The organism is Priestia sp. HNGD-A6 (assembly GCF_045784335.1).
Lineage (GTDB): Bacteria > Bacillota > Bacilli > Bacillales > Bacillaceae_H > Priestia > Priestia zanthoxyli.
Genome location: NZ_CP138621.1, coordinates 2,757,501 through 2,777,182 on the forward strand (window position 1 = coordinate 2,757,501; position 19,682 = coordinate 2,777,182).

Sequence of the window (19,682 nt, forward strand, 5' to 3'; positions counted from 1 at the left end):
AAACTTATATGTGTTTTGCTGACTTTTTATATATTACCAAAATAAAAAGCCTATGGCAAGGTTTTTTACATAAAAAAAAGCCCCTGCTTTTTCAGGGGCTTTTTTTATTCTTCCGTTTCTTCAGCTTCAATTATTATATCTGTCTCTTCATGTTCATCTAATTCATCTAATACTTCGTCTTCATCTTCTGAAGTTTGTACTTTTGCAACCGTTGAAACAAACTCTTCGTCTCCTAAACGGATGACTTTGACACCTTGTGTGTTACGGCCCATTTGTGAAATATCTGAAACAGAAACACGGATAAGAACGCCGCTTACTGTGATAAGCATAATATCTTCTTCTTGAGATACGCATTTCAGTGCGACAACATCACCATTTTTATCAGTGATATTACATGTTCTTAAACCTTTACCGCCTCTTGTTTGTACACGATATTCCTCAATCGGCGTACGTTTTCCGTAACCATTTTTCGTAATGATCAAGATATCTGATTGTTCTTCGAGAATCTCCATACCGATTACTTCATCTTCTGAATCGAGAGTAATCCCTTTAACTCCAGTAGCTGTACGTCCCATTGAACGAACATCATTTTCATTAAAACGAATTAACATACCCTTCTTCGTTCCAATAACCATATCGCGCTTACCATCTGTCAATTTAACAGAAATCAATTCATCTTCTTCTCTTAAATTCAAGGCGATAAGTCCGCTATTTCGAATGTTCTCAAAAGAAGATAAAGGTGTACGCTTAGAAATTCCTTGTTTTGTAGTAAAGAATAGATACCAATCGTCTACAAATTCATCGACGCGAATGATGGCATTTACCCATTCACCTTTGTCTACTTCTAATAAGTTAATAATAGGTATCCCTTTAGCTGTTCTTCCATACTCTGGAATTTCGTATCCTTTCGTACGGTAAACTTTTCCCTTATTTGTAAAGAAGAGAATCGTATCATGAGTAGACGTTGTTAGAAGATGTTCAACGAAATCATCTTCGTTTGTATTCATTCCTTGAATACCTCTTCCGCCTCTTCGCTGACTCTTATACGTAGAAACAGGCAAACGTTTAATATAGCCGTTGTGCGTTAAGCTAATAACAATATCTTGGCGAGGAATCAGATCCTCGTCTTCGATAATTTCAGCTCCTCCGCTTACGATTTCTGTTCGACGACCGTCATTGAATCTTTCTTTTACTTCTATTAGTTCTTCTCTAATAATTTCTAATACTTTTTCTTCATCTGCTAAAATAGCTTTTAATTCAGCAATTAGCGCTAATAAAGATTGATATTCCGCTTCAATCTTCTCTCGCTCTAATCCTGTTAAACGCTGCAGGCGCATATCCAAAATAGCTTGCGCTTGTTTTTCAGATAACGAAAACTGCGTCATTAATCCTTCACGTGCAATATCTGTTGTTTGAGAACCTCTAATTAAAGCAATAACAGCATCTAAATTATCAAGAGCAATCTTTAAACCTTCTAAAATATGCGCACGTGCTTCGGCTTTTCGAAGTTCAAATTCAGTACGACGACGAATCACCACTACCTGATGGTCTAAATAGTACTGTAGACATTGCTTTAAGTTCAATACTTTTGGCTGTCCATCTACTAATGCAAGAGTATTAATACCAAAACTTGTTTGAAGAGATGTCTGCTTATATAAGTTATTTAATAAAACATTTGCATTTGCATCACGTCTTACTTCAATAACAATACGCATACCCGAACGGTCAGACTCATCTCGTAAGTCCGTAATTCCATCAATCTTCTTATCACGAGCTAGCTCGGCAATTTTTTCAATTAGCTTTGCTTTATTTACTTGGTATGGAAGTTCATGAACAATAATAGTTTGTTTACCATTGTTTTGTTCTTCAATTTCTACTTTTGCGCGAACAATAATAGAACCTTTCCCAGTTTCATAAGCTTTACGAATCCCGCTGCGGCCAAGAATTTGTCCTGCAGTTGGGAAATCCGGTCCTGGAATAATCTCCATTAACTCTGCAATTGTGATATCAGGGTCTTGACTTACAGCTAAAACGCCGTCAATGACTTCCCCTAACTGATGCGGAGGAATATTTGTCGCCATACCTACCGCAATTCCGGCTGAACCGTTTACAAGTAAATTTGGAAATCTAGCAGGTAATACAATTGGTTCACGTTCAGAACCGTCATAGTTATCTTGATAATCAATTGTATCTTTATTGATGTCACGTAACAGTTCCATCGAAACTTTTGACATTCTTGCTTCTGTATAACGCATAGCTGCTGCTGCATCTCCATCAACAGATCCAAAGTTTCCATGACCGTCAATTAGCATATAACGATAGCTAAAATCTTGTGCCATACGAACCATTGTTTCATATACAGCTGAGTCACCGTGTGGGTGATACTTACCAATTACTTCTCCTACGATACGAGCTGATTTTTTATATGGCTTATCCGATCCCATACCTAAATCATTCATTGCATATAAAATACGACGGTGCACGGGCTTAAGTCCGTCTCTTACATCTGGTAAAGCACGCGATACAATTACGCTCATTGCATAATCTAAAAAGGATGCGCGCATTTCTTGACTAATATTTACTTCTCTTATTTGAGAGTTTGGTTTATCTGACATCGATAAGAACCTCCTTCGCGAAGTTCAGTATAGTAATTCATATATATGTAAACGCAGGATAGAACCTATCTCTATCCTGACGTTTATATACCCTTTATAAAAAATATAAAGGGTATTACCGTTCATTTAAATATCGAGATTTTTTACGTACTGAGCATTTTCTTCAATGAAATTACGGCGCGGTTCTACTTTGTCGCCCATTAAAATTTCAAATGTCTCATCAGCTTCAATTGCATCTTGCAAGTTCACCTGAAGAAGGGTACGGAATTCTGGATCCATTGTTGTTTCCCATAATTGTTCAGGATTCATCTCTCCTAAACCTTTGTAACGCTGAAGGTTTGGTTTTGCGCCTTCAGGGAAAGAAGCTAATACCTCTTCTAATTGACGATCGTTGTACGCGTACTCTACTTTTTTACCTTGTGAAACTTTGTAAAGCGGCGGCTGGGCAATGTACACATATCCGTGCTCAATAATCTGTCTCATATAGCGATAGAAGAACGTTAGAAGAAGCGTACGAATATGCGCACCATCTACGTCTGCATCTGTCATAATCACAATTTTATGGTAGCGGGCTTTCGAAATATCAAAATCGTCACCAATACCCGTTCCTAGAGCGGTAATGATTGTACGAATTTCGTTATTAGATAAAATTTTATCTAAACGCGCTTTCTCTACGTTGATAATTTTACCGCGCAAAGGCAAAATAGCTTGGAAATGGCGGCTTCTTCCCTGCTTAGCTGAACCTCCGGCAGAGTCACCCTCTACTACATAGAGTTCGCTAATAGAAGGATCTTTTGATGAACAATCTGCTAATTTACCCGGTAAGTTTGAAATTTCAAGCGCGCTTTTACGTCTTGTAAGCTCACGAGCTTTTTTAGCTGCCATTCTTGCTCTTGCAGCCATTAAACCTTTTTCAATTACCTTTTTCGCCACAATAGGGTTCTCTAGCAAGTAAGTTTCTAAGTGTTCTGCAAACACAGAGTCAGTAATTGTTCTTGCTTCACTATTTCCCAGCTTTGTTTTTGTTTGTCCTTCAAACTGCGGATCTGGGTGCTTAATAGAGATAATAGCTGTAATTCCTTCACGAACATCTTCACCTGTTAAATTGGCGTCACTATCTTTAAATACGCTGTTTTTACGTGCATAGTCGTTAATTACACGCGTTAACGCTGTTTTAAATCCTGCTTCGTGCGTTCCACCTTCATATGTGTGAATGTTGTTTGCGAAAGAATATAAATTACTTGTGTAGCTATCGTTATATTGAATAGCAATTTCTACAGAAATGTTGTCTCGATTACCTTCAATATAGATCGGCTCTTCGTGAATCACTTCTTTCGAACGGTTTAAGTGTTCAACGTAAGACTTAATTCCGCCTTCGTAATGGTATTCACGTCTTTTATCTTCTTCACGTTTGTCTTCAATCGTAATTTTAATGCCGCGGTTTAAGAAAGCTAACTCACGCAGACGATTAGCTAACGTATCAAAATCGTATTCAAGCGTTTCTGTAAAAATTTCACCGTCTGGATGGAATTGAATAACAGTACCTGTTTTATCTGTTTCTCCAACTACTTTTAAGTCAGCAGCCGGTACACCTCGTTCATATTTTTGATAATGAACTTTACCGTCACGATGTACGTGTACTTCCAAAGATGTAGAAAGTGCGTTAACAACTGAGGCACCTACACCGTGTAATCCACCAGATACTTTATAGCCGCCGCCGCCAAATTTACCTCCGGCATGAAGAACCGTTAAGATAACTTCAACAGCAGGTCTGCCCATTTTTTCTTGAATACCAACTGGAATTCCACGACCGTTATCTTTGACTGTAATACTATTATCCTTTTCGATAATAACATTAATTTCATCGCAATAGCCGGCCAGCGCTTCATCAATACTATTATCTACAATTTCCCATACAAGATGATGTAAACCCTTTGCGCTCGTCGATCCAATATACATCCCCGGACGTTTACGAACAGCTTCTAATCCTTCTAATACTTGTATCTGATCAGCTTCATATGCTTGTACTTCTTTTTGTTCCATCGTCAAATGTATCACCTACACTTTTTTTTAACAGCAAACTGCTGTATTTATCATTTTGTATTATGTTTTTCGAATATTATGTGGAAATAATACGGAGCCTTTAATGTATTTGCCATTTGTTTACTTATGCACAAAATTTTCATAATCGAGGGTACGAGTTGAAATATATAGACTTAAAACTATAATGATATCATATTTCAGTTAGATTGCCTTGTGAAAAGTTTTTAGACAGATCAATTGCTATTTGACCTTTTGAATTTGGCCAGCTTCTACATGATATGTAGCGGCTTTTTCTAAGGTCTCGTGATGAATTCCTTCAATGCTCGTTGTCGTTACAAACGTCTGAACTTTTCCTTGGATGGTATTGAGCAAGTGTGATTGACGAAAATCATCTAATTCAGACAATACGTCATCTAAAAGCAAAATTGGATATTCACCTACTTCTTGATGAATTAACTCAATTTCAGCAAGCTTTAACGATAAAGCAGTCGTCCGTTGTTGCCCTTGTGAACCAAATGTTTGAACGTCTTTTTCATTAACGTAGAAAAGAAGATCATCACGGTGTGGTCCTGCTAAGGTGACACCTCTATCAATTTCTCTACTTTTTATTTTATCAAACTTTTGATGATATGCTTCTAACATTTTCGACAAATCTGCATCTTCTGATACATCAATTGAATTCTTATACTCAATTTTTAATGTTTCTAAGTCTCGACTGATCCCTTTATGAATAGGCTCTGCCCACTGTTGGAGTAACTGTAAAAACTCAAAACGTTTTTTTAAGATTTTCGCTGCCATTTCACTTAACTGTAACGTAAGTACGTCTAAAAGTGAAAGATCCGTTTGTTTTTTTGTCTGCAGCTGCTTCAAATATTGATTTCTTTGCTGCAAAATCTTTTGATACCTGCTTAGATCATGCATGTAAACAGGCGAAACTTGACCAATTTCCATATCGATAAATTTGCGCCTTACTTGCGGACTCCCTTTAACTAGGTTCAAATCCTCCGGAGCAAACATGACAGTGTTAATTGACCCTATATATTGACTGAGTTTTTTCTGCTCAATGTGATTATATTTTGCTTTTTTCCCTTTTGTTGAGATGACTAAATCCAGTGTAACGGGCCCTCTATGCTTTTCTACAATGCCCGATAGCTTTGCATACTCACAGTCCCATTTAATTAATTCTTTATCGTTGGACGTACGATGAGATTTAGCCATAGATAATACGAAGATCGATTCCATCACATTTGTTTTACCCTGTGCGTTTTCACCCAAAATGACGTTTACTTTATTTTCAAAGGGAATCGTTGTCTTCGTATAGTTTCGGTAATTTGTTAAAGTAATTTCTTTAATATACAAACGTTTCACCAACTTTAAGTAATAACAACAAATGATCCTGCAGCCGGTATATCTACTTCGTCATTTGCATATAATTTACGTCCGCGGCGCTCTTCTAGCTCCCCGTTCACATATACTTCGTGCTCACTTAAAAACCATTTTACCATTCCACCTGTTTGAATGACGTCTGCTAGTTTTAAAAACTGGCCAAGCGTAATGTATTCAGTTGAAATTTTAACCTCTGTTTTCATGCGACTCTCTCACTTTCTAATGATGTATCTCTATTTTACTAAATAATTCTTCTTGAGAAAAGAAAGCTACTAGTACGGCATGCTAGTAGCTTTCTGAGATTTAATATGTTCGCACTGGTAAAATCAGCTGCAGCATTGAATCATCCTCTAATGTTCGAATGACAAATGGACGCATCGCACCAGTGAAGTTAATTTTGATATCTGTTCCTTCGAGCGCTTTTAATGCGTCTAACATATATTTTGCGCTAAAAGAAATTTTTAATTCTTCTCCTGAGATAGACTGACTTTGTACCTCTTCAATGACTTTTCCGATTTCAGGAGAGTTAGAAGAAATTTCAACAATTCCTTCATCTAGCGTAGATAGTTTTACTACGTTGTTTCTTCCTTCACGAGCTAATAAAGAAGCACGGTCAATCGATTGTAAAAATTCTTTTACGTTCAATATAACATCCGTTTTACTATCGGCTGGGATCAATCTTGAAGTGTCAGGATAATTTCCGTCCAGTAATCTTGAGAAAAATAGTAAGTGTTTTGTTTTGAATAATACTTGATTTTCCGTGATAACGATGTCTACTAATTCATGAGAATCATCAAGGATCTTACTGAATTCACTTAAACTTTTACCTGGAATAACCACATTATACGTTGCTTCATTTCCAGTTTCAATGGTCGCTTTTCGCAAAGCTAGACGATGACTGTCAGTGGCAATACACGTTAATTCTTTGCCGTCGACTTTCCAGTTTACACCTGTCAAGATAGGTCGTGTTTCTGAGGTGGACACTGCAAAGACAGTTTGTCGAATCATGTTTTTTAATAAGTCTGTCGGTAATCTAAACATGTTGTTTTCTTCGATCTGTGGCAAATGAGGATACTCTTCTGCATCTAAACCATTTAAGTTAAATTCAGCTTTTCCTGAACGAATGATTGTTAAAAAGTGACTTTGGACGTCCAATTCTACGATGTCTTTAGGAAGCTTTTTGACGATTTCACTAAAGAAACGAGCTGGGAGAACAACGCTTCCTGGTTTTTGGATATCAACAATCTCTTTTCCTTCTTCCTCGTTTGGAATAAACGATTCAATAGAGATATCAGAATCACTTCCGGTTAAAGTAACACCTTCTTCAGTCGCTACAATTTTAATCCCTGTTAAAATTGGAATTGTTGTTCTAGAAGATACAGCTTTCATAACGTCTTGAACGCTTTGAACTAGGTAGTCTTTCTGTATGATAAATTTCATAATAATTAATCCTCCTTAAAAGTAGGTTTAAAAGCTTATTATTTATTATATTTTAAGATAGTAGTAGTAATAGGGGCTGTGGAAATGTGGATAACCCCTAAAAACGTGAGAACACAGCCTATCCACATGTGGACAGACTGTGTACAATCCTAACTCACTTATACACAAAATACAAGTAAAAAAAGCCTATATTTTTAGTGATTCACTTATTTCTTTAATTTGTTTTTGTAGGTCAGTATCTGTTTGAACAAGTTTTGAGATTTTTTCATGAGCATGGATGACCGTAGTATGGTCTCGCCCGCCAAACTCTTCTCCAATTTTAGGAAGCGAAAAATCCGTTAGTTCGCGAGAAAGGTACATGGCAATTTGTCGAGGAAACGCTACTGACTTTGTACGTTTCTTCGCTTTGAAATCATCTAATTTTATATTAAATTCTTGTCCAACAATCTGTTGAATATCTTGAATCGTAATAACCCTAGGTTTTGAACTAGGAATGATATCTTTTAATGCTTCTGCTGCTAAATCAGCGTTTATATCTTTATTAATTAGTGAAGAATAAGCTACTACGCGAATAAGTGCTCCTTCTAATTCTCTGATATTTGAATCAATCTGATTGGCGATATAAAGCATAACTTCATTTGGAATAACTAAGCCGTCCGCTTTTGCTTTTTTACGCAAAATAGCAATTCGTGTTTCCAAATCTGGTGGTGTGATGTCTGTAATAAGGCCCCATTCAAAGCGAGAACGAAGTCGATCTTCAAGTGTAGGAATTTCTTTCGGGGGTCGATCACTTGAGATGACAATCTGCTTGCTTTCTTCATGAAGCGTATTAAACGTATGGAAAAATTCTTCTTGTGTCTGCTCTTTACCCGCTAAGAATTGAATATCATCAATCAGTAAAACATCTACATTGCGGTATTTGTTGCGGAATTCTACTGCTTTATTGTCACGAATAGAGTTAATAAACTCATTTGTGAATTTTTCTGATGATAAGTACACGACTTTAGCGGCAGGATTATGATCTAACACATAGTGGCCTATTGCGTGCATTAAGTGTGTTTTACCTAATCCTACTCCCCCGTAAATAAAAAGCGGATTATACGCTTTAGCCGGCGCCTCTGCTACTGCTAAAGAAGCTGCATGGGCAAAACGATTCCCAGATCCGATAACAAATGTATCAAAGGTATACTTCGAATTTAGCATACTTTGAGGGAATTCTGCTCCTTCGTCTTTATTGACTTTCTTTTTAGGAGTTTGAATATCGAATTCTTCCTCGGCCTGGTTAGGAGGAATAATAAATTTCACATCTAACTCTTCCCCCGTAAGGTCGTAAAGTGTTTCAGCAATTAAATTAGAATACCTAGATTCTAACCAGTCCCGTGCAAAATCATTAGGCGCAGTAATAATGAGCGTGTCTCCTTGCAAAGCATGAGCTTTTGTCGATTTGAGCCAGGTTTCAAAACTAGGTTTGCTTAATTTTTTTTCAATTTGATCTAAAGCTCTGTTCCATAAATCATGAATGTTTTCCAACGAGTAACCCCTCCTTTTTCTAGTTTTCATGCGCTTTGTACAACTCTTGTACAACCTGTACAAAACCTTATGCATAAAAAATTTATATTTATACAATTGCTATTATGTGGGTAAATATATATTATAGAAGAAAGCCGACTATTCGACAGATTCCACATGGTGTGGATAACTTTATACAGCGATAGTGGAAATGATGTCCACAAGTTGTCCACAGTTTGTGGATAAAAACCAACTGTGGAAAAGTAATTAAGAGTGAAAACAAAAATATAATATCAAAGAATTCGGCATGATGCAATGAATTTTCGAAACTTATCCACAATCACTACACCTTGTGGAGAAAAGTTTTCCACAACACAAGATAGTGTGCATGAGTTGTCGATAAGAAATGGAAAAGTAGAAAAATGTCGAAAAAACTTATCCACAAAGGTTTAAGAGAAGAATTTGAATAAAAAAGAGGCTTTTTATAACATTTATTGTTGTAGTTTTGTTCAGTAACGATGCGATTGCAGCTGGTAGAGAAAGAAAAAGAGATGAAAAGGAAAAATTTTTTCTTTAATAAATCAATGAATTTTGTTGATTAGGTATAGACAATTGGGTTATAAAGATATTAGAATGAAGAAGATTGAGTAAAACAGATAATGAAACCAAGAGATTGAAAATTTTATTTTTTAAATAACATTGACATCTTCTTAGTCTTTTCATTATAATTGCAAGGACTGTCTTTTTCAGTTATTCCTCGAGGAGGTGTTTATAGATGAAAAGAACTTACCAACCAAACAAACGTAAGCACAGTAAAGTACACGGTTTCCGCGCTCGTATGAGCTCAGCGAATGGACGTAAAGTTTTAGCTCGTCGTCGTCGTAAAGGAAGAAAAGTATTATCAGCATAATAGACCACTGACGCCAGTGGTCTTTTTTCGCTTTCTAAGGCTAAAATCACCTCTGTTCCTGTAGGGACTACATAAAAGCATGACCTGAAAAAGGGCAGGAGTTGTTAAAAATGAAAAAAAGATATCGTATAAAAAAGAATGATGAATTTCAAACCGTTTTTAAAAAGGGCAAGTCCGTAGCGAATCGCCAATTTGTCTTGTATGTTCTAGACAAACCGGATCAAGAACATTTCCGCGTAGGATTCTCCGTGGGCAAAAAGATTGGAAATGCCGTGACTCGTAATCGAGTTAAGCGCCTTGCTAAACAAATTATGTTTGAATTCACACCGTATTTAAAGCAAGACAAAGATTATATTGTAATTGCAAGGCAGCCTGCTGCAACAATGAGCTATGAAGAAATTAAAAGCAGTTTGCAGCATGTCTTTAAGCGTGGCAAATTACTTACACATAGACAAAACGATTAATAAACAATAGAAGAAAAGCCTTTAATAGCTGTTGTTTTTCTACCGCATCCTTATATAATGGATTTTGACGCACTTTCAGAATTGAAAGGTGAACATGTAGAAGGAGGAAAAACAGGTGAAGAAGAAGTTGTTTTTAGGGATAACGCTTATCTTTCTATTAACTGTTTTAGCGGGTTGTACGGAAATGAACCAACCTATTACAGATGATAGTAAAGGTTTTTGGAATGAGTATGTTGTGTATCCGCTGTCATTAGTCATTACGTATCTGGCGGAGGTATTTAAAAGCTATGGAGTTGCGATCATCGTTGTCACGATCCTGATTCGCTTACTTATTCTACCGCTTATGATCAAACAGATGAGAAACACGAAAGCAATGCAGATGCTTCAGCCCGAAATGCAGAAGTTAAAGGAGAAGTACAGTTCAAAAGATGCCCAGACGCAGCAGCAATTGCAGAAAGAAACGATGGCATTATTCCAAACTTACGGAGTAAATCCTTTAGCTGGGTGCTTCCCAATTCTAATTCAAATGCCCATTCTTATTGGGATTTTCCACGCGATTACACGAACTTCGGAAATCGCAAACAACAGCTTTTTATGGTTTGATTTAGGTGCGCGTGATCCGCTATTTATCTTACCAATTGTCGCAGGAATCACAACGTTTATTCAGCAAAAGATGATGATGGCCGGAAATGCAAATCAAAATCCTCAAATGGCTATGATGCTTTGGATTATGCCGATCATGATTGTGGTTTTTGCAATCAATTTTCCAGCCGCCTTATCTCTTTATTGGGTAGTGGGAAATCTATTTATGATTATTCAAACCTACTTCATTAAAGGGCCAGACTTAAAACAAGCGAATATTGAAGGGGTTAAAAAATGAACGAAATCACAATTACGGCCCAGACGATTGAAGCTGCTGTTCAAGAAGCATTAAATGCTTTAGAAGTAGAGCGAAATCAAACAAATGTAGAAATAATTGAACCAGGTAAAAAAGGATTTTTAGGAATCTTTAAGGGAAAACCGGCAGTTGTAAAAGTTACAAAAATAGTTGACCCTGTAGAGGAAGCGGTTCATTTTATTACAAATGTTAGCCGTGAAATGGGGATTTCGATTCATACGAACGTCAAAAAAACCTCCAGAAACTGCATAATTGAGATTAGTAGCGATTCAGCGGGAATGTTGATTGGAAAACATGGACAAACCCTCAATGCGCTCCAGCTTCTCACACAATTGGTAGCTAATCGATACAGTCAGCAATTTTTAAATGTTGTCTTAAATCCAGAAGGCTACCGGGAAAAACGAAAAGAAATGGTCGAAAAACTGGCATTAAAAATAGCTAATCAGGCGATTAAAACGAATCGATCTGTTCAACTAGAACCAATGCCTTCCCATGAAAGAAAAATGATTCACCAAGCGTTAGCTAAAAATTCTTTAGTTGAGACACAATCCGTTGGCAAAGAACCCAAAAGAAGTATTTTGGTTCAGCCAGTTGCCAAAAAGCACTAGCAAAATAAGCTAGTGCTTTTTTATATGCTTATTTTTATCGATCCAGCGTTCAAAAAAATCAAGATGCATACGTTGTTATTCACATGTGGATAAGTTAAAATAGTACATACTGCCTGTTTTTCTTGCTGTGCATAACAGAAGAACGTTAGAGATGTTCCAAATCGGTGAATTGTGGTATTCTATTTATTTGGTTCATACAAATCACGGGCCTTAAAATAGATGTTTTTGTTCGTAGAAAATTGTTAACGATGATAGTATATAACATCGTTTAAAATAAAAGGTTTATAAAATGAAATGAGGTGAAGTTGGTGCTAGATTTTGATACAATTGCGGCCATTTCTACACCAATGGGAGAAGGAGCTATTGCCATCGTCCGCCTGAGTGGTGAAGAAGCAATTACGATTGCAGATCGTATCTTTAAAAGCGTTTCGAATAAACGATTAACAGACGTAGCTTCTCATACTATTCACTACGGTCATATCGTAGATCCCAAGACGGAGCAAGTCGTTGAAGAAGTGATGCTTTCCATTATGAAAGGTCCCAAGACATTTACTAGAGAAGACATTATTGAAATTAACTGTCACGGAGGAATTGTATCCGTTAATCGTGTGCTGCAGTTAGTTATTGCAAATGGTGCCCGTTTAGCCGAGCCAGGTGAGTTTACAAAACGAGCATTTTTAAATGGTCGAGTAGACTTATCACAAGCAGAAGCTGTAATGGATTTAATTCGTGCCAAAACAGATAAAGCGATGAATATGGCAATTGGCCAAATGGAAGGGCGTTTGTCCAAGCTAGTACGTCATTTACGCCAGGAAATTCTCGAAACACTTGCCCATGTAGAGGTGAACATTGACTATCCAGAATATGACGATGTAGAGGAAATGACTCACCAAGTGTTGATCGAAAAAGCTTCAAATGTACGCCAAGAAATTGATAAGCTTCTTCAAACCTCTCATCAAGGGAAAATTTTAAGAGAAGGATTAGCTACGGTTATTATTGGACGTCCTAATGTAGGGAAATCTTCTCTTCTAAATAGTTTAGTGCAAGATGCAAAGGCTATTGTCACAGACATTCCTGGAACGACGCGAGATGTGATCGAAGAGTACGTTAATGTGCGAGGAGTTCCTCTACGATTAGTTGATACAGCTGGAATTCGTGAAACAGAAGATATTGTAGAACGAATTGGTGTGGAACGCTCCCGTCAGTATTTGAAAGAAGCAGATTTAATTTTGCTTGTGTTGAATTTCAATGAAGAATTAACGGACGAAGATAAAAAGCTATTTGAAGCTGTAGAAGGCATGGACGTTATTGTCATTGTGAATAAAACAGATCTTGAGCAAAAAATTAATCTAGAGGAAGTGCAGCAATTTGCTGGTGATCATCCAGTAGTGACGACTTCGCTTCTTCAAGAACAAGGAGTGGATCAGCTTGAAGAAGCAATCGCAGCTCTTTTCTTTGAAGGAACAATTGAATCTCAAGATTTAACATATTTATCTAATACGAGACATATTGCGCTTTTAACGCAAGCAAGAGGAGCTATCGATGAGGCCATCACAGGTATTGAAAGTGGTGTTCCAATCGATATTGTCCAAATTGATTTAACAAGAACGTGGGAACTATTAGGTGAAATTATTGGTGATGCTGTTCACGAAAGCTTAATTGATCAGTTGTTCTCTCAATTCTGTTTAGGAAAATAGATTATTAAAGGAGGCTACTATTATGCAATATGAAGGTGGACAATATGATGTTATTGTCATTGGAGCAGGTCATGCAGGATGTGAAGCGGCGCTTGCTTCTGCGCGTATGGGTGCTAAAACGTTAACGTTGACCATCAACTTAGACATGGTGGCGTTTATGCCCTGCAATCCTTCTGTAGGTGGTCCTGCAAAAGGTATTGTCGTACGTGAAATTGATGCTCTTGGCGGAGAAATGGGTAGAAATATCGATAAAACTCATATTCAAATGAGAATGTTAAACACAGGAAAAGGTCCGGCTGTTCGAGCACTTAGAGCTCAAGCAGATAAATTTGCTTATCAGCATGAAATGAAAAAAACGTTAGAAAATGAAGAAAACCTAACCCTTATGCAAGGCATGGTAGAACAGTTAATCGTAGAAGACGGTGTATGTACAGGTGTTGTCACTCAAACGGGAGCTGTGTATAAAGCTAAAACAGTTGTTATTACGACAGGAACATTCTTACGCGGGGAGATTATTTTAGGTGAACTAAAATACTCAAGCGGTCCTAACAATCAACAACCGGCTATTAAGCTTTCTGAACACTTAGAGGAGTTAGGACTGGACATGGTCCGTTTTAAAACAGGAACTCCACCTCGTGTTAATAGCTCAACTATCGATTACAGCAAAACGGAGATTCAGCCTGGGGATGATGTGCCTCGTGCTTTCTCATATGAAACAACACAGTACATTACAGATCAATTGCCTTGCTGGTTAACATATACAAGTGAACAAACGCATCAAATTATTGATGACAACCTCCACTTATCCCCTATGTATTCTGGGATGATCAAAGGTACTGGACCACGCTACTGTCCATCTATTGAAGATAAGGTTGTGCGCTTTAATGATAAACCGCGTCACCAAATTTTCTTAGAGCCAGAAGGACGAAATACGCAAGAAGTATATGTTCAAGGATTATCAACAAGCCTTCCTGAGCACGTACAGCGTCAAATGCTTGCAACAATTCCTGGTCTTGAAAAAGTCCAAATGATGCGTGCGGGCTATGCTATTGAATATGATGCAATTGTTCCGACTCAGTTATGGCCAACGCTGGAAACGAAGAAAATTAAAAATCTTTATACGGCTGGACAAATTAACGGAACGTCTGGTTATGAAGAAGCTGCAGGCCAAGGTCTTCTTGCCGGAATTAACGCGGGAAGAAGAGCGCTGGAACAAGAAGAAGTCATCTTAGGACGTTCTGATGCTTACATCGGCGTATTGGTGGATGATTTAGTAACAAAAGGAACAAATGAACCGTATCGTCTGCTAACATCGCGTGCAGAATATCGTTTATTGCTTCGTCACGACAACGCTGATTTACGCCTCACTGAAATTGGTCGTGAACTAGGATTAATCAGCGATGAGCGCTATGCTAAATTTGAACAAAAGAAAGCGGAAATCGAGCAAGAGAAGAAACGTCTTTTCTCTTTTATTATTAAGCCGAATGAAGCTGTTCAACAACTGATTAAAGAAGCTGGCGGCAGCGAATTAAAAGATGGCATTCGTGCGACAGATTTACTTCGCCGCCCTGAAATGACGTATACTCATATTCATCAATTAGCACCAGCGGATGAGACGGTAGATCCTGAAGTAGCTGAACAAGTAGAAATTCAGGTGAAATACGAAGGATATATTCAGAAATCACTTCAACAAGTTGAACGCTTGAAGAAGTTAGAAAACAAAAAGATTCCTGATTATATCGATTATGATGCAATTAACGGTTTAGCTACAGAAGCCCGTCAAAAATTAAACCAAGTGCGTCCACTAACGGTAGCGCAAGCTTCACGTATTTCTGGAGTCAACCCAGCTGATATTTCAATCTTGCTTGTTTATATTGAACAAGGGCGCATCGCTAAAGTATCAAATGATTAAAACTCTTAGGCGCGAAGAAAGGGAAACTCAATGAATATTCAACAGTTTCAACAGCTATTAGAAGAAAAGGGAATTTCTCTTTCTTCTAAACAGCTGAATCAATTTGAAAAGTATTATCAAGTTTTAGTGGAATGGAACGAAAAAATGAATTTAACTGCTATCACTGATCACGGTGAAGTGTATGAAAAGCATTTTTACGATTCTATTTCAGCTGCTTTTTTTCAAGACTTTACAGAAATTGAATCCATGTGTGATGTAGGGGCAGGAGCAGGATTTCCAAGTATTCCGATCAAAATTTGTTTCCCGCATTTGCATGTAACCATTGTTGATTCGTTACAAAAGCGTATTACGTTTTTGACGCATCTTGTAAATGAGCTTGAACTAGACAATGTCACACTATGTCATGATCGAGCTGAAACATTTGGTAAAAAAGAAACGATTCGCGAGTCATTCGATCTTGTAACAGCAAGAGCCGTGGCACGTATCTCGGTTCTTAATGAATTTTGCTTACCGCTTGTTAAAGAACAAGGACGCTTTTTAGCAATGAAAGGTGCTTCTGCCCCTGAGGAATTAAAAAATGGGGAAAAATCATTTCAAGTATTAGGTGGAAAAGTGAAGTCGATTGAACATTTCCAATTGCCTTTGGAGCAAAGTGAACGTTACATTATTTTAATAGATAAAATAAAGAAAACGCCTAAAAAATATCCTAGAAAACCTGGTACCCCAGTTAAGCTTCCATTAGAGTAGGCGGTGAATAGATAGAGAAGAAAATGTTTCATATGAAACATTTTCTTCTCTATATTTTCTGTTTAGAAAGCAGGATATGATTAAAAAACATCGAATTAGTTTAAGGCGGGATTTTCCTGAAGGTGGTGTGGGACTATGAAATCTGCTTTTTCACGTTTTTTTAATTTAAAAGAAAAAGATGAGGATATTCATGTAGAGATTGAAACTGTCCAAGATGAAAATGTCGAAAAAGTTTTAAGAGATGAAGTAAAACAAATTAGGGTTTCAAGTATTATTCCGAATCGTTATCAGCCGCGTACTGTGTTTAATGAAGCAAAAATTGAAGAGCTAGCTCTTACTATTCATACACACGGTATTATTCAACCTATTGTGGTTCGACCGACTGAGGGCGAAGAATACGAATTAATTGCTGGAGAACGCCGGTGGAGAGCTGTACAAAGCTTAGGATGGGATACGGTTCCTGCAATTGTGAAACATTTTAACGATACAGAAACGGCCTCTGTGGCTTTAATAGAAAACTTACAACGTGAAGAGCTAACGGCTGTCGAAGAAGCACTAGCCTACGCAAAGTTAATTGAGTTACATAATCTTACCCAAGAGGCATTAGCTCAACGTTTAGGAAAAGGCCAATCCACAATTGCAAACAAGCTTCGTTTGTTAAAGCTTCCTGTTGAAATACAAGAAGCAATCAAACAAAAATTGATTACAGAGCGACATGCGAGAGCGCTCATTCCCCTCAAAAATCAAGAAAAACAACTTCAAGTATTAGCTGAGATTATTGAAAAACAATTAAATGTAAAACAAACGGAAGATCGAGTAGTTAAATTGTTAGAAACGCAGGTTAAAAAGCCAAAAGCAAAAAGAAAAGCGTTTAGTAAAGATACGCGTATTGCAATGAATACAATCCGTCAATCGTTGACAATGGTTAGTGACAGCGGTATTTCATTAAACACAGAAGAAGAAGAGTTTGATGAATATTTTCAGTTTACTATTAAGATTCCGAAAAAATAAAGAAATAGCCCTCATCTTTTTTTGATGAGGCTTTTTTATCAAAGTTTTTCGTCAGAAAATTCAATGAACAATAAAACTGTCTGGACAAATGGGATGGAAATGAAAGTAGGTGACAACATGGGGAAAATTGTGGCAGTTGCGAATCAAAAAGGCGGGGTTGGAAAAACAACAACCGCTGTTAATTTAGGCGCTTGTTTAGCTGAACAAGGAAAAAAGGTTCTACTTGTAGACGGAGATCCACAGGGTAACGCTACGAGTGGAGTTGGCATAGATAAAGCAGATGTAGATGAATGTATTTACAATGTAGTAGTGGAAGATATGGAAGCCAAAAACGTTGTGCGTTCAACAGCCGTCGAAAATTTATCAATCATTCCCGCGACCATTCAATTAGCTGGTGCAGAAATTGAATTAGTGTCGACTATTTCACGTGAAGTTCGACTTAAGAGAGCTTTGGAAACGGTGAAAGATCACTTTGATTATGTTATTATTGATTGTCCCCCTTCTCTTGGTTTACTGACATTAAATGCGTTAACTGCAGCTGATTCTGTTTTAATACCTGTACAGTGTGAATATTATGCGCTTGAAGGATTAAGTCAATTGCTAAATACCGTTAGATTAGTCCAAAAACATTTGAATAATCAACTGCGTATCGAAGGTGTATTGCTTACTATGCTTGACGCACGCACAAATTTGGGACTCCAGGTAACAGCAGAAGTGAAGAAGTACTTTCAGGATCGGGTTTATCAAACGATTATTCCTCGAAATGTTCGTTTGAGCGAAGCACCTAGTCATGGTGAACCAATTATCTTATATGATGCAAGATCTAGAGGGGCCGCAGTTTATACGGAACTTGCAAAGGAAGTGATTTATAATGGCGAAAGGATTAGGGAAAGGAATTAATGCCTTATTTTCAGGCTTAGATGCACAGGCTGATGATTCAATTCAGGAAGTTGCTATTCACGAACTTAGACCCAACCCCTATCAACCACGTAAAACGTTTAATAAAGAAGCAATTAATGAGTTAAAGCAATCCATTTTACATCATGGCATCTTACAGCCTATTGTAGCTCGCAAAAGCATTAAAGGCTATGAAATCTTAGCGGGTGAAAGACGATTTAGAGCTGCTAAAGAAGCTGACCTTGCTACTGTTCCTGTCATTATAAAAGACTTTTCAGAAAAGCAAATGATGGAACTAGCTTTGTTGGAGAATTTACAGCGTGAAGATTTGACGCCAATTGAAGAAGCAACCGCTTATCAATTGCTTATGGATAAGCTCGATATGACACAGGAGCAACTTGCTACACGACTAGGAAAAAGCCGACCTCATATTGCTAACTATGTTCGCCTCTTGCAACTGCCTGAGGAAATTCAAACCCTTATTTCTACTAATGAATTGTCTATGGGACACGGGCGTACGCTAGTCGGTTTAAAAAATAAAGCTCTTCTACCTAAAGTAGTTGAAAAAATACGCAAGGAACAATTAAATGTCAGACAGCTAGAGGCTTATATTGCTCACTTAAATAAAGCCGTTCCACGTGAAACATCAAAAACCAAAAAAGATAAAGATTTATTCATAAAACAAAGTGAAACACAGCTCCGTGAGCGCTTTGGTACCTCCGTTCATATTACACAAAGCAAGAAAAAAGGAAAAATTGAAATCGAATTTTTCTCTAAAGAAGATTTAAACCGTCTTCTTGAATTATTTAATGATCTTTCTCAGACCAATAAATCTTCTGTATAAAAAAGGTTGTCCTAGTTTTAGGACAACCTTTTTTATTGTTTATAGTGTCTTACAGTTTGGTAAACCGGAGAAGCATTAAACTCTTTCTCTCGTTCGTTGTGTACAGTCTCAATGCTTTTCGCAATTAAATCGGCAATGCACATAACAAGATGAAGCCTCGTATTTTGCAAGACGAAAAACTCCATAAATCCGCTCACGTTGACAACCCCTGTTATATGAATATCCCCGACTGGCGGCAATTCTTTATTAACCCCTGCTCCTGGTTTAACGGGTCCTATTCCAAGTGATGCAGAGCCTACGCTTTTCATACGACCTAAACAAGCATCAATTCCAATAATAAAAGGATTCGGGAAAAGCTTTTGAATATGTTTTAACGTTTCTTTCAAATTAACAGCATGAACAGGCTCTTCTAACGTTCCAAAAATATGAAAAGATGAAACCTTTTTTTCATTCAGTTTCGTTCCGACTAATGGACCTAATGAGTCCCCAGTTGAACGATCCGTTCCAATACATACAAAAACAATTGGTCTGTCTTTCTGTGCTGGAAGTAAAGATAGTAACTGTGTACTCAGCTTCTTTATAGCAGATTCTTCATCATGAAATACGCGGGTTGAATGTTGTGTCTTCTCAAAGAAGGGAGATTTTAAATTCATAGGGTCCACTCCTTATACATAATAGTAACAGTATACGAAGATTTTGAA

General features: G+C 37.4%; 17 protein-coding genes. 10 read left to right on the forward strand and 7 right to left on the reverse strand.

What is annotated here, in order from left to right; genetic code table 11:
* Positions 1–104: 104 nt before the first annotated feature.
* The 6 genes from gyrA to dnaA form a co-directional block, all read right to left on the reverse strand.
* Entirely contained in the window at positions 105–2,615 is a 2,511-nt protein-coding gene (gene gyrA, locus SCI76_RS14045; RefSeq protein ID WP_028411909.1) for a DNA gyrase subunit A, read from the reverse strand.
* A 126-nt stretch (positions 2,616–2,741) separates the two neighbouring features.
* Entirely contained in the window at positions 2,742–4,658 is a 1,917-nt protein-coding gene (gene gyrB / locus SCI76_RS14050) for a DNA topoisomerase (ATP-hydrolyzing) subunit B (protein WP_028411910.1), read from the reverse strand.
* Positions 4,659–4,898: 240 nt separating this feature from the next.
* Positions 4,899–6,017, reverse strand: coding sequence for a DNA replication/repair protein RecF (gene recF / locus SCI76_RS14055; RefSeq protein ID WP_013054823.1), 1,119 nt, complete (start codon positions 6,015–6,017; stop codon positions 4,899–4,901).
* Positions 6,018–6,031: 14 nt separating this feature from the next.
* Complete coding sequence (gene yaaA, locus SCI76_RS14060; protein WP_013054822.1) at positions 6,032–6,247, reverse strand: S4 domain-containing protein YaaA; 216 nt, start codon at positions 6,245–6,247, stop codon at positions 6,032–6,034.
* Between the two features lie 100 nt (positions 6,248–6,347).
* Positions 6,348–7,484, reverse strand: a complete 1,137-nt coding sequence (gene dnaN, locus SCI76_RS14065; protein ID WP_013054821.1) for a DNA polymerase III subunit beta — start codon at positions 7,482–7,484, stop codon at positions 6,348–6,350.
* Positions 7,485–7,670: 186 nt separating this feature from the next.
* The gene (gene dnaA, locus SCI76_RS14070) at positions 7,671–9,014 is read right to left on the reverse strand and encodes a chromosomal replication initiator protein DnaA (RefSeq protein WP_028411911.1); all 1,344 of its coding nucleotides are present in this window, start codon (positions 9,012–9,014) and stop codon (positions 7,671–7,673) included.
* 754 nt (positions 9,015–9,768) lie between these two features.
* Between dnaA and rpmH the strand changes: the two genes are divergently transcribed.
* The 10 genes from rpmH (at position 9,769) to SCI76_RS14120 (ending at position 18,981) form a co-directional block, all read left to right on the forward strand.
* On the forward strand, positions 9,769–9,903 hold the full coding sequence (rpmH, locus tag SCI76_RS14075) for a 50S ribosomal protein L34 (RefSeq protein ID WP_013059930.1): 135 nt from the start codon (positions 9,769–9,771) through the stop codon (positions 9,901–9,903).
* 110 nt (positions 9,904–10,013) lie between these two features.
* Entirely contained in the window at positions 10,014–10,367 is a 354-nt protein-coding gene (gene rnpA, locus SCI76_RS14080) for a ribonuclease P protein component (RefSeq protein WP_013059929.1), read from the forward strand.
* Positions 10,368–10,482: 115 nt separating this feature from the next.
* Positions 10,483–11,247, forward strand: a complete 765-nt coding sequence (spoIIIJ, locus tag SCI76_RS14085) for a YidC family membrane integrase SpoIIIJ (protein WP_028411912.1) — start codon at positions 10,483–10,485, stop codon at positions 11,245–11,247.
* Positions 11,244–11,873, forward strand: coding sequence for an RNA-binding cell elongation regulator Jag/EloR (gene jag, locus SCI76_RS14090; RefSeq protein ID WP_028411913.1), 630 nt, complete (start codon positions 11,244–11,246; stop codon positions 11,871–11,873). Before spoIIIJ ends, jag begins: the two co-directional genes overlap by 4 nt.
* 308 nt (positions 11,874–12,181) lie before the next feature.
* Positions 12,182–13,570: a tRNA uridine-5-carboxymethylaminomethyl(34) synthesis GTPase MnmE gene (gene mnmE, locus SCI76_RS14095; RefSeq protein ID WP_028411914.1), complete on the forward strand. Its 1,389-nt coding sequence runs from the start codon at positions 12,182–12,184 to the stop codon at positions 13,568–13,570.
* Positions 13,571–13,592: 22 nt separating this feature from the next.
* Positions 13,593–15,482 (forward strand): tRNA uridine-5-carboxymethylaminomethyl(34) synthesis enzyme MnmG, encoded by a 1,890-nt coding sequence (mnmG, locus tag SCI76_RS14100; RefSeq protein WP_013059925.1) that lies wholly within the window; start codon positions 13,593–13,595, stop codon positions 15,480–15,482.
* 30 nt (positions 15,483–15,512) lie between these two features.
* Positions 15,513–16,229, forward strand: a complete 717-nt coding sequence (gene rsmG / locus SCI76_RS14105) for a 16S rRNA (guanine(527)-N(7))-methyltransferase RsmG (RefSeq protein WP_013085565.1) — start codon at positions 15,513–15,515, stop codon at positions 16,227–16,229.
* A gap of 135 nt (positions 16,230–16,364) precedes the next feature.
* Positions 16,365–17,240 (forward strand): nucleoid occlusion protein, encoded by an 876-nt coding sequence (noc, locus tag SCI76_RS14110; RefSeq protein WP_013059923.1) that lies wholly within the window; start codon positions 16,365–16,367, stop codon positions 17,238–17,240.
* A 117-nt stretch (positions 17,241–17,357) separates the two neighbouring features.
* A complete protein-coding gene (locus SCI76_RS14115; protein WP_013059922.1) occupies positions 17,358–18,140 on the forward strand; it encodes a ParA family protein in 783 nt (260 codons plus the stop codon).
* Positions 18,112–18,981 carry a ParB/RepB/Spo0J family partition protein gene (locus SCI76_RS14120; protein ID WP_013059921.1) on the forward strand — a complete coding sequence of 290 codons (870 nt, stop codon included), beginning with the start codon at positions 18,112–18,114 and terminating at the stop codon, positions 18,979–18,981. Before SCI76_RS14115 ends, SCI76_RS14120 begins: the two co-directional genes overlap by 29 nt.
* 32 nt (positions 18,982–19,013) lie before the next feature.
* On the opposite strand, the gene yyaC is transcribed toward SCI76_RS14120, so the two are convergent.
* Complete coding sequence (gene yyaC / locus SCI76_RS14125) at positions 19,014–19,634, reverse strand: spore protease YyaC (protein ID WP_028411915.1); 621 nt, start codon at positions 19,632–19,634, stop codon at positions 19,014–19,016.
* Between the last annotated feature and the right edge of the window lie 48 nt (positions 19,635–19,682).